The organism is Actinacidiphila yanglinensis, assembly GCF_900107965.1.
Lineage (GTDB): Bacteria > Actinomycetota > Actinomycetes > Streptomycetales > Streptomycetaceae > Actinacidiphila > Actinacidiphila yanglinensis.
This window is the reverse complement of record NZ_FNVU01000004.1, coordinates 87,985-113,889: the sequence shown is the minus strand read 5'-3', so window position 1 is coordinate 113,889 and position 25,905 is coordinate 87,985. Positions and strand designations below refer to the sequence as shown.

At 73.6% G+C, this 25,905-nt stretch carries 22 protein-coding genes, 2 tRNA genes and 1 pseudogene; 8 read left to right on the top strand and 17 right to left on the bottom strand.

Translation table 11 applies throughout. From position 1 onward, the window contains the following. Positions 1-22 precede the first annotated feature (22 nt). The 5 genes from C4U44_RS10395 to C4U44_RS10375 form a co-directional block, all read right to left on the bottom strand. Positions 23-95: transfer RNA gene (locus C4U44_RS10395), tRNA-Lys, on the bottom strand. Positions 96-186: 91 nt separating this feature from the next. Then, on the bottom strand, positions 187-1,551 hold the full coding sequence (locus C4U44_RS10390; RefSeq protein ID WP_160145008.1) for an MFS transporter: 1,365 nt from the start codon (positions 1,549-1,551) through the stop codon (positions 187-189). 180 nt (positions 1,552-1,731) lie between these two features. After that, positions 1,732-3,945 (bottom strand): DEAD/DEAH box helicase, encoded by a 2,214-nt coding sequence (locus tag C4U44_RS10385; protein WP_103885412.1) that lies wholly within the window; start codon positions 3,943-3,945, stop codon positions 1,732-1,734. 183 nt (positions 3,946-4,128) lie between these two features. Next, a complete protein-coding gene (locus C4U44_RS41085; RefSeq protein ID WP_146088232.1) occupies positions 4,129-4,821 on the bottom strand; it encodes a hypothetical protein in 693 nt (230 codons plus the stop codon). A 208-nt stretch (positions 4,822-5,029) separates the two neighbouring features. Beyond that, positions 5,030-5,380 carry a metallopeptidase family protein gene (locus C4U44_RS10375; protein WP_103885410.1) on the bottom strand — a complete coding sequence of 117 codons (351 nt, stop codon included), beginning with the start codon at positions 5,378-5,380 and terminating at the stop codon, positions 5,030-5,032. 168 nt (positions 5,381-5,548) lie between these two features. Between C4U44_RS10375 and C4U44_RS10370 the strand changes: the two genes are divergently transcribed. After that, positions 5,549-5,624 (top strand) — tRNA-Glu (locus C4U44_RS10370). A 90-nt stretch (positions 5,625-5,714) separates the two neighbouring features. Further along, positions 5,715-6,131, top strand: a pseudogene (locus tag C4U44_RS43580) (DUF2332 family protein); the annotation flags it as partial. Between the two features lie 93 nt (positions 6,132-6,224). On the opposite strand, the gene C4U44_RS10360 reads toward C4U44_RS43580, so the two are convergent. After that, positions 6,225-7,709, bottom strand: coding sequence for an FG-GAP and VCBS repeat-containing protein (locus C4U44_RS10360; protein ID WP_103885409.1), 1,485 nt, complete (start codon positions 7,707-7,709; stop codon positions 6,225-6,227). A gap of 248 nt (positions 7,710-7,957) precedes the next feature. On the opposite strand from C4U44_RS10360, the gene C4U44_RS10355 reads away from it, so the two are divergent. Then, a complete protein-coding gene (locus C4U44_RS10355; protein ID WP_103885408.1) occupies positions 7,958-9,442 on the top strand; it encodes a glutamate synthase subunit beta in 1,485 nt (494 codons plus the stop codon). 110 nt (positions 9,443-9,552) lie between these two features. Here C4U44_RS10355 and C4U44_RS10350 read toward each other — a convergent pair whose 3' ends face one another. The 3 genes from C4U44_RS10350 to C4U44_RS10340 form a co-directional block, all read right to left on the bottom strand. Then, positions 9,553-9,876 (bottom strand): hypothetical protein, encoded by a 324-nt coding sequence (locus C4U44_RS10350; protein WP_146088231.1) that lies wholly within the window; start codon positions 9,874-9,876, stop codon positions 9,553-9,555. A gap of 254 nt (positions 9,877-10,130) precedes the next feature. Next, positions 10,131-11,195: a dipeptidase gene (locus C4U44_RS10345; RefSeq protein WP_103885406.1), complete on the bottom strand. Its 1,065-nt coding sequence runs from the start codon at positions 11,193-11,195 to the stop codon at positions 10,131-10,133. Further along, positions 11,192-12,607: an amidohydrolase family protein gene (locus C4U44_RS10340; RefSeq protein WP_103885405.1), complete on the bottom strand. Its 1,416-nt coding sequence runs from the start codon at positions 12,605-12,607 to the stop codon at positions 11,192-11,194. Before C4U44_RS10340 ends, C4U44_RS10345 begins: the two co-directional genes overlap by 4 nt. Positions 12,608-12,824: 217 nt before the next feature. On the opposite strand from C4U44_RS10340, the gene C4U44_RS10335 reads away from it, so the two are divergent. Beyond that, entirely contained in the window at positions 12,825-13,580 is a 756-nt protein-coding gene (locus C4U44_RS10335) for an IclR family transcriptional regulator (RefSeq protein ID WP_235031966.1), read from the top strand. Then, positions 13,577-14,581 (top strand): hypothetical protein, encoded by a 1,005-nt coding sequence (locus C4U44_RS10330; RefSeq protein ID WP_103885404.1) that lies wholly within the window; start codon positions 13,577-13,579, stop codon positions 14,579-14,581. Before C4U44_RS10335 ends, C4U44_RS10330 begins: the two co-directional genes overlap by 4 nt. Here the strand turns inward: C4U44_RS10330 and qcrB are convergent. Then, entirely contained in the window at positions 14,578-16,182 is a 1,605-nt protein-coding gene (gene qcrB / locus C4U44_RS10325) for a cytochrome bc1 complex cytochrome b subunit (protein ID WP_103885795.1), read from the bottom strand. The genes C4U44_RS10330 and qcrB overlap by 4 nt on opposite strands. Positions 16,183-16,493: 311 nt before the next feature. Between qcrB and C4U44_RS10320 the strand changes: the two genes are divergently transcribed. After that, on the top strand, positions 16,494-17,828 hold the full coding sequence (locus C4U44_RS10320; RefSeq protein ID WP_103885403.1) for an NAD(P)/FAD-dependent oxidoreductase: 1,335 nt from the start codon (positions 16,494-16,496) through the stop codon (positions 17,826-17,828). A 14-nt stretch (positions 17,829-17,842) separates the two neighbouring features. On the opposite strand, the gene C4U44_RS10315 is transcribed toward C4U44_RS10320, so the two are convergent. Then, the gene (locus C4U44_RS10315; RefSeq protein WP_103885402.1) at positions 17,843-18,760 is read right to left on the bottom strand and encodes a helix-turn-helix transcriptional regulator; all 918 of its coding nucleotides are present in this window, start codon (positions 18,758-18,760) and stop codon (positions 17,843-17,845) included. Positions 18,761-18,936: 176 nt separating this feature from the next. Here C4U44_RS10315 and C4U44_RS10310 point away from each other — a divergent pair, with 176 nt between their 5' ends. Continuing rightward, positions 18,937-19,884 carry an alpha/beta hydrolase gene (locus tag C4U44_RS10310; protein WP_103885401.1) on the top strand — a complete coding sequence of 316 codons (948 nt, stop codon included), beginning with the start codon at positions 18,937-18,939 and terminating at the stop codon, positions 19,882-19,884. A 75-nt stretch (positions 19,885-19,959) separates the two neighbouring features. Here the strand turns inward: C4U44_RS10310 and C4U44_RS10305 are convergent, their stop codons facing one another. After that, entirely contained in the window at positions 19,960-20,664 is a 705-nt protein-coding gene (locus tag C4U44_RS10305; RefSeq protein ID WP_200823205.1) for a G1 family glutamic endopeptidase, read from the bottom strand. 354 nt (positions 20,665-21,018) lie between these two features. Beyond that, positions 21,019-21,801, bottom strand: coding sequence for an AraC family transcriptional regulator (locus C4U44_RS10295; RefSeq protein WP_103885399.1), 783 nt, complete (start codon positions 21,799-21,801; stop codon positions 21,019-21,021). Positions 21,802-21,855: 54 nt separating this feature from the next. Between C4U44_RS10295 and C4U44_RS10290 the strand changes: the two genes are divergently transcribed. After that, positions 21,856-23,304, top strand: a complete 1,449-nt coding sequence (locus tag C4U44_RS10290; RefSeq protein ID WP_200823204.1) for an MFS transporter — start codon at positions 21,856-21,858, stop codon at positions 23,302-23,304. Positions 23,305-23,347: 43 nt separating this feature from the next. Here C4U44_RS10290 and C4U44_RS10285 read toward each other — a convergent pair whose 3' ends face one another. The 4 genes from C4U44_RS10285 to C4U44_RS10270 are packed head-to-tail and all read right to left on the bottom strand — an operon-like array spanning position 23,348 to position 25,832. After that, complete coding sequence (locus tag C4U44_RS10285) at positions 23,348-23,809, bottom strand: hypothetical protein (RefSeq protein WP_103885398.1); 462 nt, start codon at positions 23,807-23,809, stop codon at positions 23,348-23,350. Further along, positions 23,793-24,077 carry a hypothetical protein gene (locus tag C4U44_RS10280; RefSeq protein WP_103885397.1) on the bottom strand — a complete coding sequence of 95 codons (285 nt, stop codon included), beginning with the start codon at positions 24,075-24,077 and terminating at the stop codon, positions 23,793-23,795. The genes C4U44_RS10285 and C4U44_RS10280 overlap by 17 nt, the downstream gene beginning before the upstream one ends. A 4-nt stretch (positions 24,078-24,081) precedes the next feature. Then, positions 24,082-25,503, bottom strand: coding sequence for a C2 family cysteine protease (locus tag C4U44_RS10275; protein ID WP_103885396.1), 1,422 nt, complete (start codon positions 25,501-25,503; stop codon positions 24,082-24,084). Continuing rightward, positions 25,500-25,832 (bottom strand): hypothetical protein, encoded by a 333-nt coding sequence (locus C4U44_RS10270; RefSeq protein ID WP_103885395.1) that lies wholly within the window; start codon positions 25,830-25,832, stop codon positions 25,500-25,502. Before C4U44_RS10270 ends, C4U44_RS10275 begins: the two co-directional genes overlap by 4 nt. Positions 25,833-25,905: the final 73 nt, after the last annotated feature.

Below are 25,905 nucleotides of genomic sequence, written 5' to 3'. Positions count from 1 at the left end.
TGTCTGACCAGGGCTTCAGCGGTAGGCCGTGTGGGACTCGAACCCACAACCAATGGATTAAAAGTCCACTGCTCTGCCAATTGAGCTAACGGCCCGCACCGACAGCATAACGGTGCGGTCGGGCGGGGTCTGCCGGGTTACCCCCAGGCGGCGGGACCGGGTTGCCCCCGGGTGGGACTGGGCGGGTCATCCCTGGGCGGGAGGCGCGGGGCGGAGGGTGCGGAGGGCGAGGAGGCCCGCGGCAACCATCAGGAGGGCGGCCACGCCGAAGACCGTGTCGATGGGCCCCAGGTGGACCCCGAGCACGCTCGCGTGAAAATGCAGGAGAACCGTGCTGGTGAGGACCGTGGCGAGCGCCATCGACAGGACGGAGGCGAGCTGGATGGCCGGGTTGATGAGAGCGATCACCCGGCCGAGGAGTTCCCGCGGGGTCGAGTCCATGATGAGCGGCCCCAGCACGGCGTTGATCGCGCTGATCGGCAGGCCGGCGAGGAAGAGGAGCGGCACCGCCCACGCGAGGGAGGACACGCGGGAGTAGGCGAGCATGAGGACGCCGGCGACGACGAGTCCGAGCCAGAAGACGTTGCGGACGCCGATCCGGCGCGCGACGGGGCCGTTGAGGAGCGCGCCGAGCACCGAGCCGAGGCCGAAAGCGGCACCGAGGAAGCCGAGCCACTTCGCCTGGGCGTGCAGGTTGTCGGAGACGAAGAAGACGTCGAGCACGTTCAGCGCGCCGACGCCGACCATGGCCACGGCGGTGGCCGAGCAGACCGCGACCAGTACCCGGCTGCCCGCGAAGGCCCGCACCCCCTCCCGGAAGTCGGTCATGACGCCCTGGAAGAGGGCGGCGGTACGGCGGTCGGCCACCTCCGGATCGAGGTCCCCCGCCCCCTGGACCCTGCGCACCGCGAGGAACGACACCGCGAACGACCCCGCGTTGGCGACCAGCGCCCACCGCACGCCCACCGTGTAGAGCAACGGCGCGGCCAGCGGCGGACCGATGACCGCCGCGAGGCTGCTGCTCGCCTGGGTGAGGCTCGACGCCTGCGCCCGGTCGGCGGGCGGCACGGTCCGGGCGATGAGCGCGAACCTGGCCGGGGAGAAGAACTGCGCTGCCGCCGCGTTGAGGGCCACCACCGTGTAGACGAAGGCGAGTTGGACCGCACGTGGCAGGGCGTCACCGGAGAGCGGAACGGTGAGCAGGGTCAGCGTGAGGACGGTACGGATCAGGTCGGTGCTGAGCATGGTGCGCCGGTGGTTCCAGCGGTCGGCGAACACGCCCGCGATCGGCCCCAGCAGGAGGACCGGCAGCATGGCCGCGATCAGGACGGCGCCGACCGCCACCGGAGCCCAACTCGCGCCCCTGGCGATGACGGTGCCGACCCACAGCACCACCGTGATGTCGAAGATGTTGTCCCCGAGCACCGACACGGCCTGCCCGAACCACAGCGCCCGCCAGTCGCGGTTCCGCCGCAGCCCGGTACCCGCCCCCGGCTGCTCCGGCCCCGCCCGCTCCGCCCCGGCCTCCGACTCCGAGGCCCGCAAAGGCACTTGCTCCGGCTCCTGTCCAGGCTGCCCCGCGCCGTCCCCCACCGCGTCCATTCGCAGCATTGTTCGGCCGACCGCAGGCCCTGTCCAGCCTCCCCGGCCCCCGCAACGCGGAACGGGCCCGGCCCCCGCGTGTGTACGCGGGGGCCGGGCCCGTACGAACGTCCCTACGGGAAGCGGCTGTCAGCCGTTCCGCTTCCAGCGCGGCTTGCGGTCGCCGTGCGACGTCGGCGCGCTGTCGCGGCTGTAGGACGACGACGGGCGGCTGTCGCGGTCGCCGCCGAAGGACGGACGGCGGTCGCGGTCACCGTAGGACGGACGGGAGTCACGACGGTCGCGGTTGAACGGCCGGTCGTCGCGCCGCTCGTAGGACGGCCGCCGGTCGTCGCGGTTGTACGCCGGGCGGGAGTCGCGACGGTCCCGGTCACCGTAGGACGGGCGGGAGTCACGACGGTCGTCACGGTTGTACGCCGGGCGGGAGTCGCGACGGTCCCGGTCACCGTACGAGGGGCGGGAGTCACGACGGTCGTCACGGTTGTACGCCGGACGCGCGTCACGACGGTCCCGGTCACCGTAGGACGGACGGGAGTCACGACGGTCGTCACGGTTGTAGGCCGGGCGGGAGTCGCGACGGTCGCCACCGCGGTCGTCACGGCGGTTCCGGTCACGGTCGCGGTCGCCGTACGAGGGACGCGCGTCACGACGGTCGTCACGACGGTCGTCGCGGCGCTCGAAGTTGCCGCGCTCGTCGCGCCGTTGGTAGGAGGACCGCTCCTCGCGGGGCTCGGGCACGGCGGCAGCCGCGGCCGCCGCGGCAGCGGCCTCGGCGGCGAGCTCGGCGGCCTTCGCGGCCACCGCCTCCTCCGGGTCCTCGCCGCGCTCGCGGGCGGAACGGGCGGTGAGCCGGTCCGCCTCCTCGCGCAGCTCGTTGGCACGCCGCTGCACCCGCTCCAACTGCTTGGTCAGCTCGGCGACTTCGCGCTCCGCCTGGGTGGCCGCGTTCTGCACCGCGTCCGCCTGCACATCGGTGAGCGAGCGGGCGCCGGTGATCCGGGCCACGTCGTCGTCGAACACGCCCGCGCCGCCGATGACATGGCGGGAGGCGTCGACGCCGGCGTCCTCCATCAGCCGGAAGATCTGCTTGCGCTGGTGCGGCAGGGCCAGCGAGACCACCGTGCCGGACTCGCCCGCGCGGGCGGTGCGGCCCGAACGGTGCAGGTAGTCCTTGTGGTCGCCGGCCGGGTCGACGTTCAGCACCAGGTCGATGCCGTCGACGTGGATGCCGCGAGCGGCGACGTCGGTGGCGACCAGCACGTTGACGTGCCCGCCCTTGAAGTCCTCCAGGGTGCGGGTACGCGCGCCCTGGGTCATGCCGCCGTGCAGCGCGTCGGCGCGGACGCCGGACTCGATCAGCTGCTCGGCGACGCGGTCGGCGCCCATCTGGGTGCGGACGAAGATGATGGTGCGGCCCTTGCGTGCGGCGATCGCCGCGGTGACCGGGGCCTTGTCCTTCGGCTTCACGACGAGCACGTGGTGGCTCATGGTGGTCACCGCGCCCTGGGCCGCGTCCACTTCGTGGGTGACCGGCTCGACCAGGTAGCGGCGCACGAGGGAGTCGATCTCGTTCTCCAGGGTGGCGGAGAACAGCAGCCGCTGGCCGCCGGCCGGGATCAGGTCCAGGATCTCGGTGACCTCGGGCAGGAAGCCCATGTCGGCCATCTGGTCGGCCTCGTCCAGGACCGCGATCTGCACCTGGTCGAGCGAGGCGGCGCCCCGGTTGATCAGGTCGCGCAGCCGGCCGGGGGTGGCGACCAGGACGTCCACGCCGCGTTCGAGGGCGTAGATCTGGTTCTGCATCGAGGTGCCGCCGCAGACGACCTTCATCTTCAGGCCGAGCACGTCGCCGTACGGCTGGAGGGCGTCGGCGACCTGCATCGCCAGCTCGCGGGTGGGGGTGAGGATCACGCCGCGCGGGCGCTTGCGCTCGGTGTGGCCACCGGAGAGCAGGGTGAGCAGCGGCAGACCGAAGGAGAGGGTCTTGCCCGAGCCGGTGCGGCCGCGCCCGAGGATGTCCCGGCCGGCCAACGCGTCCGGGATGGTCGCGGCCTGGATCGGGAAGGGGGTGACGACCTGGTTCTGGTTGAGCTTGCGGACGATGGCCTCGGGGAGGCCGAGGTCCGAGAAGGTGACGGTGGGCTCGGCGGGCTCGGTGGAGTCCGCGGCCTCGTCGGAGTCGGTGGGCTCGGTGGCCGCGTCGTCGTACGCGGGGGTGGCCGCGTCGTCCACGGCGACCGCGTCGTCGGCGCCCAGGAGGGCGTCCACGGTCACGGGGCCGGACTCGACGGCGTCGGCGTCGTTCTCGGGCATGGCGGAACGGTCGGCACTGACATTGGACATGCTGAAGCTAAACCTCTCGGAGACTTACGGCACGCGCCAGCTCCGCAGGTTGCTTACAACCGCCTCGATGCGGTCAGCCACAGGAGAAAAGGAACGCGCCACGGGGGCGCGTTTCGGATCAGGCGCCAGACAGGTGGGATCAAACGATCTACCAGCATACGCATCCGCTGCCGCTTTAGCGAATCACCTGCGTAGAGCGTGTGCGCGCCGGCTTCGCGCGGCGTGCCCGCTCCCGTCGGACCCGCCCGCGCCGCCCGCCCCGCCGGCCCCCGCGGAGTCGCCTCCCGTGCCGGTGGCCGGGTCGGACGCCGAGCCGGAGGGGGCCGCCGACGTGCTCGGCGAGGCGGAGTCGGACGGCTGGCCGGAGGGCGCGTCGCTGGTCGGAGCCGCGGTCGGCGAGCCCTGGGCGGTGGGGCGCGGCTTGCCCGTGGCCGGTGTGCCGCCGGTCACATGGGACGCCCCGTCCGAGGGGGTCGTACTGCCGCCGGGCGAGGTGGAGCCCTTGCCGCCGGAGTGCGGCGCCTTCCCGTCGGAGGCGCGGCCGTGCTCGGGTGCGTACGTTCCGGCGCCGGGCCGGGCATCCGTGCCGCCGGCGGCGCTGGCCGGGGCCCGGCTCGGGCCCTTCGAGTCGGGCGTGCCGCTGCCCGCGCTGACGCACGCCGCCACGGCCGCGGCCACCACCGCGACCATCGCGGCGGCGCGCACGCCCGAGCGGAGGGCCGCGCCGGGCTGGCGGGGGGTGCCTGCGGCGCGCGCGGCCTGGTCGGCGGGGGTGGCAGGAGCGGCCGGAGCGGCGGAGCCGGAGGTCAGCGGCGGGTCGACGGGCGCGGCCGGAGCGGGGGGCGGGGCCGTGGGGGTGGCAGGGGCTGGCAGCACGTCGGCACCTCGGGAGGGGGTCGGAGCGGGGCGCGCGCACGTCGTGCGCCGGCGCCGGCAGCCCTCCGCCGCGCGCGCCCGGGAGTCGCCCTGACCAACGCCGGGGCGGCCCGGCAGGACACGCCCACCCGCCCGTACGGCCGCTCCGCGGGTGTGTCCGGCCCCGCCTCGCGCCGTGCCCCGGCCCACCCGCGCGCGTGCCCCGCGGTCAGCCGTAGCCCAGGGCGTGCAGCCGCTCGTCGTCGATCCCGAAATGGTGGGCGATCTCGTGGACGACGGTCACCTCCGTCTCGGCGACGACGTCCTCGCGGGTGTCGCACATCCGCAGGGTCGGGCCGCGGTAGATCGTGATCCGGTCCGGCAGCACACCCGCGTACCACTCGCCGCGCTCGGTCAGCGGGGTCCCCTCGTAGAGCCCGAGCAGTTCGGGGCTGCCGGCTTCGGGCTCGTCCTCCACGAAGACGGCCACGTTGTCCATCAAACGGGTCAGCTCGGGAGGAACCCGGTCCAGCGCCTCGCCGACCAGTTCCTCGAAGTCCTCCCGGCTCATCTCCAGCACGCCCTCATTCTTTCCCGCCCCACCCCCGCGCGTCCCCTCCAACCCGCCCCGATCCCCGGCAAGCTCGCCCACGCCGCCCCGCGAAACCGTTTTGCCGTTCGCCCGACCCATCCCATATGCTTCCCGGGTCCCCGAAGTGCGCCGCGAGGCCACCACGGCAGGCCCTCAGCCCTCATCGTCTAGTGGCCCAGGACGCCGCCCTTTCAAGGCGGTAGCACGGGTTCGAATCCCGTTGGGGGCACCACCGGCATCCGCGCGACGACCGTCGGAAACCGGATCACCGGATCCTGCCGGCGGATACGACGCGGGTCCGGCGCCGGCGAGGGGGCACGCTGTGGCCGTGGCCCGGGACCAGTGGGCCGAGGAAATCGCCACCTTGCAGGCCGCGATCGCGCTCTCGCTCGCCGCGGGACCGCCGCACGTGGTCACGGGCGACGCAACCACGGACACCGCCCGGATCCTCGGCGAACTGCCGGGCGGCGAGCCGGTGGTCGTGTTCACCGCCTCGCTGCTCAGCCACCTCACCGGCCCGGCGCGTCACGCCTTCACCGCCCGACTCGAAGAGGCCGCCCGCCGGCGCCCGGTGGCGTGGGTCTTCGCGGAGGCCCCCGGCCTGCTGGCGACCACCGCACTCGACCTCCCCGCGCTGCGCGGCCCCCTCGCCCAGCGCAACTCCCGTTACCTGGTGGGAGCCGCCCTCCGCGATGCCGGCCGGCACCACGACCAGGTGCTCGGCCCGGCCGACCCGTATCTGCGCTGGTTCGCCCCGGCCCGTGACGCCGCGGACGACCTGGGGTGGGTCCCGACGGACCGACGAGGGGACGGAGACCGCGTCACCCCGCTCCTACTCGGCGTTCGGGCTGGTGAAGCTCGTGCCGAATCCCCACTGCCCTGCGTCGAGGGAGGGCACGCCGGCCGTCGCACCGCCGAGGTTGAGCGAGCCGCTGATCGCCGGGGAGGTGGAGGTGCCGCGGGCGATCCAGATGCAGCCGCTGGCGTCCTCCCCGGGGATGCCGACGAACGCGTCCGCCTTGCCGTCCTTGTTGACGTCCGCCAGGTGCACTGCGGCACCGAAGAAGTCGTCGGTCTCGGCGGCGCCCGGCACGCCCGTGACGTTCTGCTGGTACCCGACGGACCCGGCGCCGGTCAGCCCCGCGGCGGAACCGAGCAGCAAGGTGGCCTGCCCGGCATTCCTGATGCTGCCGACCGCCTCACCGGGCGAGCCGACCAGCACGTCGTCGTAGCCGTCACCGTTGGTGTCGCCGACGCTCAGCCCGTAGCCGAACCCGTCGCCCTGCTCACCGGCTCCCGGAACACCCGCGGTGTCCTGGTCGTAGACGTGCGGCGCCTGATCGGGGGCGATGCCGTTCGGGCCGCCGTACAGGACCTCGATCTCGCCGCCGAGGTGCGGGCCCGAGGGATCGGCGGGCTCCGAGAAGTCGGAGATCCCGGTCACCAGGTCGCCGTAGCCGTCGCCGTTCACGTCACCGACCTGGCCAAGGAATCCGTGGGCGAGGGTGAACCGGACCGCCCGGTTGGCGTTCCCCGACAGCCCGTTGTCGAGGTACACCGGTCCCCGGATGTTGCCGTCCTCAGGGCCGGACAGCCAGAAGAGCTCCGCCTTGCCGTCGCCGTTGACATCGCCCATCACCACGCCACGCGACATGCCGGTGGAGAACTGGCTCCGGACGGCTGCGGCCTTCCCGTCGCGGCCGAACGGACCGGTGTAGACGGCACCCTCGCAGTTCGAACCGACCGCGAGGTCCGGGTGGCCGTCGCCGTTGATGTCACCCACCGCCAGCGACCCGCCGAAGCCGCAGTCGTTGTCTCCCGCCACGCTGTAGCCCGACGGCACCGAGATGGTCGCGCCGCCCTTGAGGCCCGACGGCCCACCCCAGACGACGGTGACAGTGCCCCGGCCGGCCTCGGCGCCGACGGCCTCGTCCGGGATGCCGACGATCAGGTCCGCGTAGCCGTCCCCGTCGAGGTCCCCGGTCGCGACGGTCCGGCCGAACCTGTCCCAGGGCTCGGGGTCGCCCGGGATACCCGCGGTCGCCTGCGTGATGACGGTCCGCTGGGACGACGCGGTCACGCCGGTCGCCGAGCCGTAGAGCACGACGACGCCGCCCGCGCTCTCCACCTGGCCGTTCGCCGCGCTGGGCGCGCCCACCGCGACATCGCGGTACCCGTCGCCGTTGAAGTCGTCCTGTACGGCAGCGGTGTTGGCGCCTTTGTACGGGACGGCCGAGTCGGCCGACGCCGAGGCGGGCACCGCCAGCGCGGCGGCAAGCACGCCGAGTACCGCCGCGGCCGTGAATGATCTGTGCACGAGTTCTCCCGATCCCCCCCGGAGCAGCCCCACCGCTCCTGAAGATCAGATCCTAGATCCGCCTGCCGACAGCCCGGCCCCCGGCCTCGAACACCGCGCCCACCCCCAGCACCCCCGCCACCGCATCGCCGACCGTCTGACGTCCCCGAGGGGGCAAATCATCGGCGACGGGCAAAAACAACAGCAAAACGGTCCTAAACTAGTGGGAACGGTCCATGACTCCGCGAGTGGGCGACGGAGGCGTCGCAATGACCGATATCCGCGGCTTCATGAAGTACCCCCGCCGGGCGGTTCCGGCGCGGCCCGTCGAGGAGCGGCTGGGCGACTGGGACGAGGTGTACGCCGGCCAGGCGCTGCTCCCGGTCGTGTCGGAGCAGGCCACGCGCTGCATGGACTGCGGCATCCCGTTCTGCCACAGCGGCTGCCCGCTCGGGAACCTCATTCCGGAGTGGAACACCTACGCCGAGCACGGCGACTGGCGAGCCGCCTCCGAGCGGCTGCACGCGACGAACAACTTCCCCGAGTTCACCGGGCGGCTGTGCCCGGCGCCGTGCGAGGACGCCTGCGTGCTGGCGATCAACACCGATCCGGTGACGATCAAGAACGTCGAGCAGGCGATCGCCGACCAGAGCTGGGAGCGGGGGTACACCCGGCCGCAGCCCCCGGAGCGGCTCAGCGAGAAGAGCGTCGCCGTCGTCGGCTCCGGGCCGGCCGGTCTGGCGGCCGCGCAGCAACTCACCCGCAGCGGCCACACCGTCGTCGTCTACGAGCGCGCCGACCGGGTGGGCGGGCTGCTCCGCTACGGCATCCCGGCGTTCAAGATGGAGAAGCGGTACCTGGACCGCCGGACCGAGCAGATGCGCGCGGAGGGGACCACCTTCCGTACCGGCGTGGACGTGGGCGGTGAACTCGACGCCGCGGAACTCATGACGCGGCACGACGTGCTGGTCGTCGCCGTCGGCGCCCGGGAGCAGCGCGAGCTGCCCGTTCCCGGCCGGAACCTGCTCGGCATCCACCAGGCCATGGAGTACCTGACCTTCGCCAACCGGACCGTGCAGGGCGACTACGCCGTCTCGCCGATCACCGCCGAGGGCAAGCACGTGGTGATCGTCGGCGGCGGGGACACCGGTTCGGACTGCCTGGGTACGGTGCTGCGCCAGGGCGCCGCCTCCGTACTGCAGCTGGACATCAACCCGGAGCCCGAGCAGGGCCGGCCGGCCGGCGAGCCCTGGCCGACCTACCCGAAGGTCTACCGGATCTCGCACGCCCACGAGGAGGCCCGCGGCCGGGCGGGCACGGACCCGAGGGTCTTCTCCGCCGCCACCCTGCGCTTCGAGGGGAGCGCGACCGGCCGGGTGCGCGCCCTGCACCTGACGGAGGTGGAGCCCCGGGAGCGGCGGCCGCGGCCGGGCACCGAGCGGGTGATCCCGGCGGAGCTGGTGCTGCTCGCCCTGGGGTTCTCCGGCCCGGAGCGCGGCACCGGCCTGACGGAGCAGCTCGGGCTGGCGTGGGACGGCCGCGGCAATTTCGCCCGGGACGCGGGTTTCGCGGCGGAGACCGCGCACGGGACGGACGGGATCTTCATCGCGGGCGACGCGGGGCGTGGCCAGTCCCTCGTGGTGTGGGCCATCGCGGAGGGGCGCTCGGCCGCGGCCGCCGCCGACCGCTACCTGACCGGCTCCACGGCCCTCCCGGCCCCCATCACTCCCGACGACGGACCGCTCACCGTGTGACACCGCTGGAGAGTCGCCGGGTGAGGGCCACCATGCCCGACCGCCTGTTCGGCGGACGGACCGGCGGCTGCGGCATCGCCAGGGCTCCGAGGCACCCGGATCAGGGAATCTCAGGGGGTGATGCAGACCACGAAGGCGTTGACGGTCCGCGTCACGCTGTCCGTGTTCTTCACGCCGATGTTCCAGTTGTCAGGGCCTCCGTAGGAACCGGTGAAGAACGGATCGCCGCCGTTCTGGCTGCCGCCGCCGATGGCTCCTCCGCCGCCGGTGCTCACCATCCCTGCCGGACAGGACACGCTCGCCGTCGCGTACTGGCCCGGCCCGACCGGGATGTCGGTGCCCCAGTAGCGCCCGACGGACGCTCGCGCCGCCCGGGCCGACCGCTGCTTTCCGCTGCCATCGTCCTGCGCGGCGGCGAGAGTGGCCCCGCTCACGGCAAGGGCCGTCGCGGTCACCAGGACGGAAATTCCCCAACGCTTCATCTCGACCTCGCGTGTTCCGGTAAACGTCGTGTCCGCCGTATTCCCTGGTCATCGGCAAGGTCTCGCGGTGTCACCGGGCCGGCCCAAGCAGAACCGATTCGCCGTCGAGCGAAGGAGTGAGGCGGGCGCGGGGAGAGCCGGAACAGCCCGGCTGACCGTGGTGCGCATCAGGGGGGCCTCCCCGGCCCGGCCCGCGGGGCGGGAGCTCAGTTCCCCCAGATCCGCTCGGCGTACCGGACGAAGTTCCCGCCCATCACCCGGGCGATGCGCTCCTCGGACCAGCCGCGCCGCTCCAGCAGCCGGATGAGCGTGCGGAACTGGTCGACGCCGCGCAGGTCCACCACGAAGGGGAAGGTGTCGGCGCGCTCGCCGGCGGCGCCGACCCCGGCCCGCCGCCGCTCCGCCACGTGCTCGGCCAGCGCGGACCGGTACACGTCCAGGTCGTCGATGGCGGTGACCGGGCCGTCGGTGCCGATGCCGACCGCGTCCTCGCCGCACACGTTCACCGCGTGCACCAGGTGCTCCACCACGTCGTCGGCGGTGGGGTGGCCGGAGGCGGTGAGGAACGGCATGAAGTAGATCCCGACGAAGCCGCCCCGCTCGGCGACCAGGCGCAGTTCCTCGTCGGTCTTGTTGCGCGGCAGGTCGCACAGCGCCCGGCATCCCGTGTGGTTGATCGAGACGGGTGCGGTGGCCGAACGGGCCGCCTCCAGGCAGGTGTTCTCGCCGCTGTGCGAGAGGTCGACCATCAAGTGGTGCTCGCCCAGGCGCTCGACGAGCTCGCGCCCGAAGGGGGTGAGCCCGCGGTTCCCGGCGGCCATGGAGCCGTCGCCGATGTGGTTGGCCTGGTTGTAGGTGAGTTGTACGACGCGGACGCCGAGCCGGGCGAACTCCCCCACCCGGTCGAGGTCCTGGCCGACGGCCACGGCGTTCTGGAACCCGTAGACCACACCGATCCGGCCCTCTTCGCGGGCGCGGAGGATGTCCCCGGCGGTGCGGACCTGGCGCAGGTCCGCCCGGTGTTCCTGGAGGATGCGGTCCCAGACCCCGATCTCGGCGAGGGTGTGCGGGTAGGGCTCCATGTCGCCGAGGGTGTAGCCGAGGGTGATGGTGACGGCGGTCAGCCCGGAAGCGCGGGCGTCGGCGATGGTGCGCGCGTCGACCCGGATGTCGCTGCTGCTCTGGACCAGCGAACCGGCCGTCTCGGAGGAGGCGTTGGGGTTCTGCAGCTCGCCGAGGGCGTTGACGATCAGCGGGGTGGGCGTGCTCACTTCGGGTCCTCCGTCTTCGGGTCCTCCGTCTTCGGAGCCTCCACCGTCCCGGCGATCGCCGTCGCGGTGTCCGCCGTACCTGCCCGGCCGCTGGTGGCGCCGGACCGCTCGAAGTCCGAACGGTTGTGTCTGCACCCGCGCTTGACGACCGTACGAACGCTGCGCAGTGCCGCTGCCAGGTCGGCCGCCGGGTCGGCGTCGAGCACGACCAGGTCGGCGAGCTTCCCCTCCTCCACGGTGCCGCGCTCGTCCGCCCCGCCCAGGCTGCGCGCGCCGATCAGGGTGGCGCTGCGGAGGACCTGCAACGGCGTCATGCCGCAGCGTTCGTGCAGGTACACCAACTCGTCATGCAGGGGCGGCCAGTCGAGGGTGAGGTCCGGGTCGCTGTCGGTGCCGGTGGAGATCTCCACCCCGGCACGGTGCGCCTGGGCGGTGAGCGCGGCGGAGACGGTGTCCTGGGCGAGGGCGCGTTGCCGCGCGTCCTCGGCGTCCCCGCCGGCGGCGGCGATCCGGCCCCACATCGAGGCGGTGGCGTCCAGGATGGTGCCGCGCTCGCGCATCGCCCCGAACAGGGCCTCGATCGCGGGGTCGTCACCGCCGGCGAACCGGGCCTCGTCGAGCGGGGGCTTGGTCCTGTAGCGGACCAGCGGGCCCTCGGTGGCCTCGTGGACGAGCAACGTGACGTGCGAGACGCTGTCGGCACCGGCGGCGACCACCTCTCCCGGGCGGGCCGGGAAGACGGTGGCGTGCGCCCAGACCAGCAGGCCCTGCCGGTGCGCCTCCGCGGCGATGGCGGCGACGCGGTCGGCCGGCAGGTCGGCGTAGATCTTGACGGCGGTGGCGGAGGTGCCGCGGGCCATGGCGACGGCGAGCGGGAGGTCGGTGCCCTCGTCCACCGCCTGCATCCAGGGGTTCCTCCCCGGTACCGCGCCCTGGGAGACCTGCCACGTCCGCGGGTCGTCGAAGAAGGTCGGACCGGCCATCAGCGCGGCGTAGTACAGGTCGGGCGCGGCGATCTCGCCGACCCGCGCGGCGCGTGCGAGGTCGCCGACCTGGCGCAGGTCGTCGGCCATGTCGCGGGCGGTGGTGACGCCGCCGAACAAGTCGCGGCGCAACACGGCCTCGGCGACCGGGCGGTTGGGCGGGGTCGCCAGGTGCTGGTGCGAGTCGATCAGCCCGGGGATGAGGAACGCGCCGGCGAGGTCCACGAGTTCGGCGCCCGCGTAGTCGGCGGGGTCGACCTCGGCGTCGGCGGCGACCTCGACGATCCGCTCGCCGTCGACGACGACCGTGGTCCCGGGTCGGCCCGGGGCGCCGGTGCCGTCGATGACGGTCGCGCCGCGGTAGAGGACCACGGCGCCGGCGGGTGCCGGGGCGAACGGCGTCGGGGCCGGGACGGGCTCGTCACTCATGGGTGGGTTCTCCCTCCAGACCCGGGCTGTTACATTGCTTGCAACAGGGAGTCCGCTGTACGGAACAGCGCTCACCCTACCCGCCCCCGGAGCGGGCCGGGTAGGCCCGACCTCGCGCCCCGCGCCCTGACCGGACGGACCGGACCCGACCCCGACCCCGCGCATACGCACCCGCACCCGCACCCGAGAACCGCGCGACAACGAGAGGACCCGCTCCATGCCCGCGTCCGGCAACTCCGCCGTGGACAAGGCCCTGGACCTGGTGGAGGCCGTCGCCCGGTCCGACCGGCCGCTGCGGCTCAGCGAGGTCGCCGATCCCCTGGGCCTGCAACGGCCGACCGCCCACCGGGTGCTGGCCGACCTGGTCCGGCGCGGCTGGATCATGCGCATCGGCGACCGCTACCTGCCGGGCACCGTCGTGCTCCAACTCTCCCGGGCCACCGCGGCGCACTCCCTGGTCGGCATCGCCCGCCCGGTGCTGGAACGCCTGTCCGCGGCCACGTCGATGATGGTCAATCTCCAGGTCCCCGAGGAGGACCGGTCCCGCGTGGTCGACGTGGTCCGGCCCGAACGGCTGGAGATGATCAGCGACCTCCGCGACGGGCTGCTGCCGGTGCACCGCTTCGCCGGTCCGCTGGCCCTGGTCGCCGCGATGGACGAGCGGGCCCGCGCCCCCTACCTGGCGGCGGCGGTCGCCGCGGGCCATCCCCTGGAGGGCCCCGACGGACTCCTCGCCGACCTGGACCGCGCGGCCCGCACCGGCTGGGGCGTCCAGATCGGCCGTACCCAGCGGATGGTGGCCTCCCTCAGCCGCGCCGTCCACGCACCGGACGGCCGGCCGCCCTGCGCGCTGACCCTGGTCGGCCCGGCACCCGAGTTCGAGGAGCCGAACCTGCTCCGGCTGCAGGGCGAACTGCGTTCGGCCAGCGACGAGTTGGCCGCCGCCCTGGGCATGCCGGGCGGTGCGCGGTGACCGCGCGGGGGCCCGCCCACGCGCCGGCCGTCCTCGACCACGACGCCACGGTGGCCGCGCTCGACCCGCTGCGGCTGCTCGACGCGGTCGGCACCGCGCTGACGGCCGTCGCCGCCGGGACCGTCTCCGCGCCGCCACGCATCGCCGCCTTCGGGCCGTACGGCCTGCTCGGGACGATGCCCGCCTACGTGCCCGGCCTCGGCCTGGCCGCCAAACTGGTCAGCGTCTTCGACGATCCGGCCCGCCCGGGGCGCACCGCGCACCAGGGCGTCGTCGCCCTGTTCGACGAGACGGACGGGCGGCTGCTCACCCTGGTCGACGCCGAGCCGCTGACCGCCCTGCGGACCGCCGCGACCGCGACCGCCGCCCTGCTGGCGCTGGCCCGCCCGGACACCGCCCGCATCACGGTGATCGGCACCGGCGCCCAGGCCGACGCCCAACTCACGCTGCTGTCAGCCGTCTTCGGCGCACCCGAGGACGGTCTCCCGGGGCGCCGGCGCCCCTGGGCCGCCGGCGCGACCCCGTCCGTCACGCTCGCCGGCCGCGACCCGGACCGTACCCGCGAGCTGGCCGGGCGGCACGGGGTCGCCGCCGCGGCCTCCGTCGAGTCGGCGGTCCGCGCGGCCGACGCCGTGCTGTGCTGCACCGCGGCGCGCGCACCCGTACTCGACCGCGCGTGGCTGCGTCCGGGCGCCCACGTCGGGTCCGTCGGCGGCTCGGGCGGGTGGGAGGTCGACGCGGCCACCGTCCGCGACGCGCGGCTCTTCGCCGAGTGGGACGGCGCCGTCACCTCACCCCCGCCGGCCGGCGCCCACGAACTGCAGGGCGCCGACCCCGCCCGGCTCACCCTCGTCGGTTCCGTGCTGGCCGGCACCCGGCCGGGTCGCCGGGACCCCGCCGAGCTGACCCTGTTCAAGTCCACCGGCCACGCCGCCCTCGACGTCGCCGCGGCCCGCGTGGCCCACGCCGCCCACCAGGAACAACTCGGCGCCACCCCCTAGCCGCGGTCCTGCTGCTCCTCCCCCTCCTCCGGACTCTCCCTCCGTACCGGGTGGTGCGCCCGGTACTCCTCCGGCGTCGCCTTCGCGATGCGGCTGCCCTCCCCGTACATCGCCCGCGACAGCCTCACCTGCAGGCGTACGAGGCGGGACGGGCGGGGGGCGGACGGCTCCTCCTCGCCGGGGGCGGCCTGCGGGATGCTCAGGGGCGGGGGCTGGTCGTGGGCGGTCAGCTTGTGCAGCCGCTCCTGCGACAGCAGGGAGTGCATCTCCAGGTACTCGCCGCTCGGCAGGCGCCTGATGATGCCGGTCTCCCTGCCGTGGAGCACCGCGTTGCGGTCCCGCCGCTGGAGGCCGAGGGCGACCCTCTTGGCGAGCAGGAAGACCGCCGGTGGCAGGACGAGGATGCCCACCCGGACCGCCCAGGTGACCGCGTTGACCGAGAGGTGGAAGTGCGTGGCGATGACGTCGTTCCCGCCGGCCGTGAGGAGCAGCAGGTAGAGGGTGATCCACGCCGCTCCGAGCCCGGTCCGCACCGGCTGGTTGCGCGGCCGGTCGAGGAGGTGCTGCTCGGAGCGGTCGGCGCTGATCCACGACTCGAACAGCGGGTACCCGCCGATGATCGCCAGCACGCCGCCGAACACCACCAGCGGCACGAGCACGCCGAGCACCAGCGTGTGCCCCCACAGCCGGATCTCCCAGCCCGGCATGATGCGCGTCAGGCCGTCCGCGAACCCCATGTACCAGTCGGGCTGCGACCCGGCGGATCCCTGGTCGGGGCGGAACGGGCCGTACGCCCAGATCGGGTTGATCTGGGTGAGCGCGGCGACCAGCGCGATCACGCCGGAGACGAGGAAGAAGAAACCCCCGGACTTCGCCGCGCGCAGCCACAGGAACGGCAGGCCGACGGTGTTCCCGGCCGTCCGCCCGGGCCCGGCGTACTGCGTGTGCCGGTGCTGGAAGAGCAGCAGGAGGTGCACCGTCACCAGCGCCGCCATCAGCCCCGGGATCACCAGCACGTGCAGGGAGTTGAAGCGCGGCACGTAGGCGGTGCCGGGGAACTCCCCGCCGAACAGGAACATCGAGAGGTACGTGCCGATCAGCGGGGTCGACAGCAGCCCTCCCTCGACGACGTGGGTCCCGGTTCCGGACAGCAGGTCGTCCGGGAGGTCGTACCCGGTCAGCCCTTCGAAGAGGGTCAGCGGGAGGAGCGCGAACCCCACCAGCCAGATGATCTCGCGGGGATTGCGGAACGATCCGCCGAAGAAGTGCCGCATCATGTGGACGAGGATCCCGGCGACCAGGATCAGGGCCGCCCAGTGGTGCATCTGCCGGATCAGCAGACCGCCGCGCACGTCGAAGCTGATGTGCAGCGCCGACTGGTACGCCTCGGACATCCGGATGCCCTGCAGCGGGACGTAGCTCCCGTGGTAGACGACCGTGTGCATCGACGGCTGGAAGAAGAACGTGAGGTAGACGCCGGTCACCACGAGCAGCACGAAGCTGTAGAGGCAGATCTCCCCGAGCATGAACGACCAGTGGTCCGGGAACGTCCTGCGCATCGTGCCCCTGAACCGCTGGTACATGCCGGTCCGGGAGTTCATCCAGTCGGCGATCCGCTCGCCCGCGACGGGAGCGGGCGCGGCAGCGGGAGCGGGCGGCTTCACGGCAGGGTGCGCGGCGGGATCGGGCACGGTCGGCTCCCGATGGATCAATCGGCGACGGACGCGGCGGCCCGAGGGTTCCGCGACGGCGGGCGGCCGTTCATTATGTCCGTTTTGCCGCCGGGCCGGGCTCAGGGGCGGCGGCGCCACGCCGACCTCGTCCCCCGTCTTCCGCCCCGGCCCGTTTTCTCCCGCACATTTCCGGGCACGTGCGACATAAGGGCACCTGGGGGACAAGGAAGGGAGCATCCATGTCCCGATCCCGTGTTCTCGTCGTCGGCGCCGGATTCGCCGGGTACGACGCGGCCAGGGCGCTGCTGCGCCACCGCGGTCTCCGCGAGGAGATCGAGGTCGTGCTGATCAACCCCACGGACTACTTCCTCTACCTGCCGCTGCTGCCGCAGGTGTCGTCCGGCGTGCTGGAGCCCCGCCGCGTCACGGTGTCGCTCCCGGGCACGCTGCGGCGGGCCCGGCTGGTGCTCGGCGAGGTCGACCGGGTGGACCTGGACCGGCGCGAGGTGTCGTACGTCGGGCCGGAGGGCGACCGGGGCAGCATGTCCTACGACCGGCTGGTGCTCACCGTGGGGAGCGTCAACCGGCTGCTGCCCATCCCGGGCATCACCGAGCACGCGCACGGCTACCGGGGCATGCCGGAGGCCCTCTACCTGCGCGACCACATCACCCGCCAGATAGAACTGGCCGGCGGCACCGACGACCCCGAGGAGTGCGCGGACCGCTGCACCTTCGTGGTGGTCGGCGCGGGCTACACCGGCACCGAGGTGGCCGCCCAGGGCAAGCTCTACACCGACGCGATGGTCCGCCGGCACCGGGTGCTGCGCTACCGGGACCCGCCGCGCTGGCTGCTGCTCGACATCGCCGACCGGGTGCTGCCGGAACTCGACCCGCGGCTGTCGCGGACCGCCGACCGGGTGCTGCGCCGCCGCGGCGTGGAGGTGCGCACCGGGCAGACGGTGAAGGAGGCCACCGCACGCGGGGTGCTGCTCAGTACCGGGGAGACCGTCGCGACCCGCAGCCTCATCTGGTGCGTCGGGGTGCGCCCCGACCCGCTGGTCGACGACGTCGGGCTGTCCACCGTGAAGGGCCGGCTGGTGGTCGGCCCGGACCTGCGGGTCCCCGGCCACCCGGAGGTGTACGCCGCGGGCGACGCCGCGGCCGTGCCGGACGCGACCCGGCCCGGGTCGTACACGCCGATGACCGCCCAGCACGCCGGACGCCAGGGCAAGGTGCTCGCCCGCAACATCGCGGCCTCCTACGGGCACGGCGAGGCGCGCGCCTACCGGCACCACGACCTCGGCTTCGTCGTCGACCTCGGGGGCGTCCAAGCCGCGGCCAACCCGCTCGGCGTCCCGCTGTCCGGCATCGCGGCCGGCGCCGTGACCCGCGGCTACCACCTGTGGGCCATGCCGGGGAACCGGGTCAGGGTGGCCGCGGACTGGCTGCTCGACGCGATCCTGCCCCGGCAGGCGGTGCAGCTCGGCCTGGTGCGGTCCGCCTCGGTCCCGCTGGGCAGCGACACACCGGAACTGCCGCATCTGCAGACGGCAGGACACCACCCCGCGCGGTAGGGCGCCGGCAGCGGCTACGGCATCCCATTGCGGGCGCCGCCCGGGTGGCCGGCGCCTTCGCCGTCCCGGCCGGTGCCGCGGGCGTCGGACCACTGGAGGAGGAAGCGCAGCGCCTCGGCGGAGGGGGAGTCGGGCTCCGCGGTGTAGGCGACCAGGAGCTGGTCGGGGTGGGTGTCGACGGAGAACTGCTGCACGTCGAGGGTGAGGGTGCCGACGACCGGATGCCGGTAGGTCTTGGTCAGCTGCCGCGGTCCGCGCACCTGGTGGCCCGCCCACCAGGTGCGGAAGTCCTGGTCGCGGAGGCTGAGTTCGCCGACCAGCGCGGCCAGTGCCGGATCGTGGGGCGTGCGGCCGGCCTCCATGCGCAGGACCGCGACGCACTCGCGGGCGGCGCGCGGCCAGTCCGCGTACAGGGCCCGGAAGGACTCGTCGAGGAAGGTCAGCCGGATCAGGTTGCGCTCGGCCGGGGGCAGGGCGCCGAAGTCGGTCAGCAGGGCGGCGGCCGCACGGTTCCAGGCGAGGACGTCCATGCCCCGGTGCAGCACCATGGCCGGGACGTCCGGCATGGTCGACAGCAGCCGGCGCAGCCGGGTGGCGACCTCGGACCGGCCCGGTCCGCGCGCGGGCGCGGCCGGGGAGACGTCGGCGAGCGTGTAGAGGTACGCGCGCTCGTCGGCCGCGAGTCGGAGCGCGTCGGCGAGCGCGTCCAGGACGGGGCGGGAGACCCGGCGGGTGCGCCCCTGCTCCAGCCGGACCACGTAGTCGATGCTGACGTGGGCGAGCTGGGCCAGTTCCTCCCTGCGCAGCCCGGGCACCCGTCGCGGCCGGCCGTCGTCGGGCAGACCCGCCTGCCGGGGGTCGAGCGCGGCGCGGCGCGAGCGCAGGAACGCGCCCAGCTCGCTGCTGTGGGACGGGGTGCCGGAAGGTGCCATGCCTCCAGTGTCCGCGAGGCCGGCGCGGGGTGCCTGGTACGGGAATGCATAGGCAGGACCGTCCCTGGCACCCCCCGCCCGGCGGCGCGACGGTGAAGGGGTGGCCGGCGAACCGGCGGCCACCGGCGGCGGCCTTCCGGGCCTGCGCCGACGCAGCACGACAGGAGCGCCCACTCATGCGGACCGACGTCACCTTCCCCAGTGCCGGCCTGAACCTCGCCGGCCACCTCTACGCCCCCGAGGGCGGCGGCGCCGGACCGCACCCCGCGATCGTCGTGGGCCACCCCGGCACCGGCGTGAAGGAGCAGGCCGCCGGTCTGTACGCGCGGCGGCTCGCCGAGCAGGGGTTCCTCGCTCTCGCCTTCGACGCCGCCTACCAGGGCGAGAGCGAGGGCGCGCCGCGCGGCCTGGAGGACCCCGCCCAGCGGGTGGAGGACCTGAAGGCCGCCGTGTCCTACCTCACCACCCGCGACGACGTGGACCCGGTCCGTGTCGGGATGCTGGGCATCTGCGCCTCCGGCGGGTACGCGCTCGCCGCCGCCTCGACCGACCACCGCGTGAAGGCCGTCGGCACCGTCAGTGCCGTCGACATCGCCCGCCAGTTCCGGCTGGGCGCCGACGGGACCCAGGACCCCGCCGTCCTCGGGGCGATGCTCGACCAGGCCGCGGCGGCACGCACCGCCGAGGCCGGCGGCGAGGGCACCGGCCGCTTCCCGCTCTTCCCCGGGACCGAGGAGGAGGCGCGCCAGGGCGGCCCGCACGTCCACGAGGGCTGGGAGTACTACTGCACCTCCCGCGCCCGGCACCCGCGCTCGGCCCGGACCCTGACCTGGTCCAGCGTCGACCGCATCGCCGCGTTCGACGCCTTCCACGCCGTCGGCCTGCTCGCCCCGCGCCCGCTGCTCATGATCGCCGGCCGTGAGGCGGTGACGTCGTGGATGAGCGTGGAGGCGCTGGGCAGGGCGGGCGGCCCGAAGGAACTGCACTGGATCGAGGGGGCCTCGCACGTCGACCTCTACGACAAGGACGCGTACGTCACGCCCGCGGTCGCACGGCTGACCGGCTTCTTCGGGGAGCACCTGGCGGTCGCCGCCGGGAGCCCGTCCCGCCCCACGGCCGCCTGACGGTGGCCGTTCCGGAACGGCCGCGGGGCCGGACGCGCGCGAACGCGTCCGGCCCCGGCGGCATGTGACGGACGGTCAGCCCGGGATGATGTCGAACGCGCCGTTGCTGAGCGCGGTCTCGGTGTACTGGCCGCTGTCGATGGCCTGCGGGCCGTAGGTGTCGAAGACCTGGCCGTCGACGGTGATGCCGCTGAAGTGCTGGTCGTTGAAGGACGGGTAGCTGCCCGTCGGCGACTCGATCACGGCCTCGGCGCTGGCGTCCTCGCCGTTCAGCGACTTCGTCGCGGTCTGCGTCCAGCCCTTGGTGGTGTCGGACAGCTTGAGGGTGTACGAGCTGCCGCTGCCGACCACGCTGGCGGTGAAGGTGTCGCCCGCGGCCACGGAGTTGTTGAAGTACACCGGCGCGGCCGGGTACATCTCGTACCAACCGGAGTACTCCGGGCGGCCGCTGGAGCAGTCCACCTGGACGCCCGTCTGCTCGACCGTCTGCGAGCCGTAGCCGTCGATGCCGATCCACGGCGCGTAGAGGTCGTTCGAGGAGTTGCAGGTCACGGTGGGCATGGTCCACGAGCCGGAGATGCTCGTGAAGGAGCCCTGGGCTATGTAGCCGCCCCAGTTGCTGTCTCCGGAGAAGCCGTGCATCGGCTGGGCGTAGTGGGCGGCGCCGAACTCGATGCCCGGGGCGGCGGCTCCGGCGGGTCCGGCCAGGCAGGCGCAGGACAGCGCGAGCAGCGTGGCGGCGGCGGCCCGCGTCGGGGCGGCGGTGCGGAAGGTGTGCATCCGGTGAACTCCAATGGTGTGGGAGTTGCGAGGGTGGTGGGGGGACTCGGCCTGCCGTTCGTGACCCACGTGGTGGGTGGGGAGGCTGGGCCGACCAGGCCGGTGCACCGATGCTGTCGTCCGCCGACGGGGACGGGGAAGGCGCACGCTGCTACCGGTTGGCGCAATGGCGTGAACATGACAACAAGCACCACTCAGCGTGGTGGCAGTTCGTCAACGGCGGGACCGGGATGGCGCGGTCGGCGGGCGCGGCAGGAAGCCGCTGGTGGGAGCGGGTCGGAGGCGTGGCCGGGGGCGAACGCGGGGCCGGACCGGGCGCGGGACCCGGGGCCGTGAACGGCCGTCCGGATCAGCTCAGTTGCGGCGCTGGTCCGTCGTGTCCGGCGCGGGCAGGCTCGCCGCGGCCCGGTAGGCACCGGGGGTCTGGCCCATCGTGCGCGCGAACGTGTCGATGAACGCGCTCGTCGTGGCCCAGCCGCAGCGGCGCGCCGTGGCGGTCACCGACGCACCCTCGGCCAGCTGGATCATCGCGTGGAAGACGCGGGTGTTGGTGCGCCACTGCGGGTAGGTCATGCCGAACTCGGCCCGGAAGAGCCGGGTCAGGGTCCGCTCGCCGACGCCGACCCGGCGGGCCAGCGAGGTCATGGTGCGGGGGACCCCCAGGTCGTCCAGGACCAGCCGGCAGGCGTGGGCGAGCCGGGGGTCGCGCGCGGTGGGCAGCGTGAGCGGCTGGGTGTGCGCCCGCCGCAGCCGGTCCCCCAGCACCGCCCGCAGCCGCCCCGACTCGTCGGCCGGGAGGTCGGGTCCGGTGCAGGCGATGAGGAGTTCGCGAAGCAGGCCGTCGACGGCCAGGATCGCCGGCGAGCCGGTCGGCAGCGGTGCGTCGTCCACCGGGAAGCCGACGGTGTGCACCGAACTGTGGCCGTAGACGCGGTGCTCGTGCCAGATGTGCGCGGGCGTCCACACGGCGCGGTCCCCGGAGGCGACCCAGGCGCCGCCCTCGGTCTGGACCGCCAGGACGCCGGTGCTGGCGTAGATGAGCTGGTGGTAGTCGTGCCGGTGGCGGTCGATGACCTCGCCCGGGGCATGGTCATGGGCGTTGGTGGGAGGAAGCGGGTGGCGGCTGTTATGCGACACAACTAGGCAGAATATGGGAAGTATGACAGCGGGTGGGCGTGACAGCGTGACGTCATGGACACAGCGCACCTGGACTCGGGACACGGCGACGGCGAAGCCGCGGACGGCCGAGCCCTGAACGGGGTGGCCGGAGAGACCCTCGCCGGGCCGGCCCTCGCCGCAGGCGCCGACCCGGGGATCGGCGCCGGCACCGCCCCTGTGCTGGGAGAAACCGCCGCGCCCGGGGAGCCCGCCGTCCGGCCGAAGGCCCCCGGCAGGGGCATCGGGGACCGTCTGCGCCGCGCCGCCGTCGACACCCGCCCGCTCGCCGTTCCCGCCTTCCGGCGCGTCCTCGTCGGCCAGGGGGCCTCGCTCGTCGGCACGATGGTCACCGAGGTCGCCATCCCGGTACAGGTCTACGCCCTGTCGCACTCGTCGCTGTACGTGGGCCTGGCCGGGCTCACCGGCTTCGTGCCGATCGTCGTGTTCGGCCTGTACGGCGGCGCCGTCGCGGACGCGGTCGACCGCCGCCTGCTGTCCCTGTGGTCGTCACTGGTGACGTGGGCGGTGACGCTCGCGCTGCTCGTCCAGACGCTCCTCGGCCTCGGCTCGGTGGCCCTGATCCTCGTCCTCGTCGCCGTCCAGGGCGCCGGCTCCGCCATATCGTCCTCGACCCGCGGCGCCATCGTCCCCCGCATCGTGCCGCCCGACCTGGTGCCCGCCGCCAACACGCTGAACTTCACGGTCGGGAACGTCGCCCAGGTGCTCGGCCCGCTCGCGGCCGGCGTCCTCGTCGCGCTCCCGCACGGCTTCGACTACGCCTACGGCCTGGACGCCGTCCTGTTCAGCATGTCGCTGTACGCGACGGTCCGGCTGCCGTCGATCAAACCGGCCGGCGCCCTGGCCCGGTCGGGGGTGCTCGCGGTCATCGACGGACTGCGCTTCATCAGCGGCAACCCGGTGCTGCTGATGTCGTTCGGGGCGGACATCGCCGCCATGGTGTTCGCCATGCCCAGCGCCCTCTTCCCGCAGGCGGCCTCGGCCCGCTTCCACGGCGGCATCGGGCTGCTGTACGCGTCGGTGGCCATCGGGTCCGTCCTGGCCGGCCTGTGCAGCGGGTGGATCGGACGCGTCCGGCGGCAGGGCGTGGCCCTCACCCTGGCGGTGGTCGGCTGGGCGACGGCGATCGCGCTGGCCGGGTTCGCCCGCACCCTGTGGCTCGCCGTCCTCCTCCTCGTCCTCGCCGGCGCCGCCGACCTGGTCAGCGCGGTCTACCGGCAGACGATCCTGCAGACCTACGCACCGGACGAGATGCGCGGCCGGATGCAGGGCGTCTTCACCGTGGTGGTGTCCGGCGGGCCCCGGCTCGGCGACCTGCGGGCCGGCGCCATGGCTGCCACCACCACGCTCACCTTCGCCTGGTCGGGCAGCGCGTTCCTCTGCATCGTGCTCGTGGTCGTCGCGGCCCTGGCGGTACGGCCGTTCTGGCAGTACGACGCGCATCAGGCGGAGCCGGCGGAGTGAGCGGGCGGGCCGCCCCGGTGCCGCCCGCCCCGCCGGAGCTCCGTCAGGAAGCCACCGGGTCCACCTGGATGTCGATCGCGTTGTGGTCCGGGTCGGACATCTGCCAGATCCGGAGCACCCTCACCCTGACGCCGAGCGCCGTGACGGTCTGCCCGGGCCGGACGACCTGGACCTTCGCCGGGGCGGAGGTGTCGCGGTCGTCACGGATCATGAGGATCGCCCGCTGCGGCGTGGGCTTGCTGCCGGTGTTCTGGACGCCGAGGGCCACGCTGGTGCCGTCGGCCCGCCGGGCGTAGCCGGTGGGGCGGGACGGGTTGCCGTCCGGGACCACCCGCAGCCGCTGGATGTCGGCGGCGTGCGCGCCGAGCGGGGGCGGGGTGCCGCCGCCCGCGTCACCGTCGCCTGGCCGGGAGTGGACGACGACCGCGACGACGACCGCGACGACGCACACCGCGACCAGGCCGGCGACGGCCGCGATCAGCCCGCGCCTACTCGGCCGACGCATCGTCCTCCCCTCCCGGCCAGGCGACGGTGAAGGAGACATGGCCGTCCCGGGTGCCGGGGACGACCTCGACCAGGGTCAGGACGTGCCGTCCGACGGCGACCTCGTCGCCGGCGCGGACGTCGACGACGTCGCCCGCCCGCGCGCCCTCGTCGATCAGGTTGAGGCGCGCCCAGGGGTCGTCGGGGTCGGCGCTGGTCTGCACGATGCCGACGGTGAGGTCACCCCGCCGGAACTGGGCCCGGCGGCCGAGGCGGTAGACGTGGGGCATCGGGTCACACTCCTGACGGCGTGAACGAGACTTCGTCCAGGTTCGCGCGGTACTGGTCCTCGGTCAGTGTTACCTCCTGGGGCATCACGTTGGTGCCTTCGTACTGGCCCGAGCCCCATGGGTTGAGGATCGTGATGGTCGGCGGGTGGGCGTTCATGTCGACCCGCTCCACGGAGTACTCGTGGCCGGAGACCAGCCGGCCGTCGTGCACGTCACCGTCGCCGTTGGTGCCGATGGTCACGGCCTCACCCTTGCCGATCCGGTCGCTGATGTCGGCGAAGGACACGTCGCCGGGGCTGTGCCGTGTCGCGGACTGGCCGGTCAGATCGGACATCCCGACGTCGCCCCAGCCGCCGTCGATCCTGCCGTAGCCGCCGGAGTACTGGGCGAACGCCTTCTCGTAGATCGCCACCCACGTGGCGCCGCTCCGGGTGTCGGCGTAGACGGGGTGGCCGTTCGAGTCGACCGGGAGCTGGTTGTCGACGGTGACCTGGACCGGCGTCGGCGGCATGCCCGGCAGCAGGCCCTTCCGGTAGAAGGTGACGGTGCAGGTCCCGTTCGGGTTCTGCTTGATGTGCTCCTGCGGCCAGTTCGGGTCGCGCTCGGTGATCGCGGCCAGGGAGGACAGGAACCAGCAGTCGCCGTCCTGCCCCTGGCGGAGGTCGTTCATCAGGTCGGGTCCGGTCGTTCCGAACAGCGGCCCGTCCACCGGCTGGTAGTGCGCGCCGTCGACGGTGGTGTCCGGCTGCCACTTCAGGTTGCCGAGCTCCGGCCGGATCCGGGCCAGCGTGGCCGGGCCGCACTCCGACTGGAGCATGTTCTGCCAGCGGGCCTTGACGGCGGCGTCGGAGTCGCCGGCGCCCCACCACGAAGAGCCCTCGCCCAGCTGGTCGTTGAGCTTCTTCAGCCGGCTGCCGGACATCCGCGACATCACAGCGTCCAGCTCGGCCGGCGACAGCTTGGCGAAGTCGTCGAGGACCTCCTTGGCGCCCTGGGCCGAGTTGGACCACAGGAATCCGCCGGAGTCGCCGATGTGGTCGTCGAAGTACGCGAGCGCGTCCTTGATCTTCTTCTCGTCCAGGGGCGGCTCGTCGTCGAAGTACAGGCCCGGGTCGACGGTGTAGCCCTGCTTCTCCAGGGCCTGTACCGAGTCCAGTTGGGCGCAGCGGCGGCCGATCGACGCCGAGGTGTCGTCGAGTTCGCCCTGCAAGGAGCCCGGCAGCCCCGTGGAGAACATCGGGAGCACCTGGCCGACCAGCGGTTCCAGCAGCGGGCTGGTGGTGGCCGGCTTGCCGTCCATCAGCCCCTGCACTTCCAGCAGCAGGCCGGCGACGTCGCCGTGCACGGTGCGGGCGGTGGGGCTGACGCTCTTCATGTGCGCGGCCATCGCGCGTATGCGGGCGGTGTCGAAGCCGTGGAAGCTCATCCGTGGCCGCCGGCGGTCTTCTTGGCGCCGGCCTTCGCGGCCTCGTCCTCCAGCCGCCCCGCCTCCGTCTGCCAGCGGGCCGCGTCCCTGAGCAGGTCGTCGGCCATCGTGTGCAGGCTGGACCGGCGCTCGGCGAGCGTCTTGGTGGTGGTCTGGGCGTAAGGCCCGGCCCAGATCGGCGGGTTGGCGGCGGCCTGGGTCACCGTCGTGTCGAGCAGCGACCCGAGTGCCTTGGCCATCGTCTGCGCCCGCCGCGCGCAGTCCCTGAGGTCGTCGGCGCGCGCCTTCTTCTGCGCGGGCGTCTCCGCCTGCGCGTCCCCGTTGCCCATGCGTCCCCGTTCGTACGGCAAAGGTGATGTCGGGGTGGGACCTTACGGGATCGTGTGCATGTCGGGAACGGGT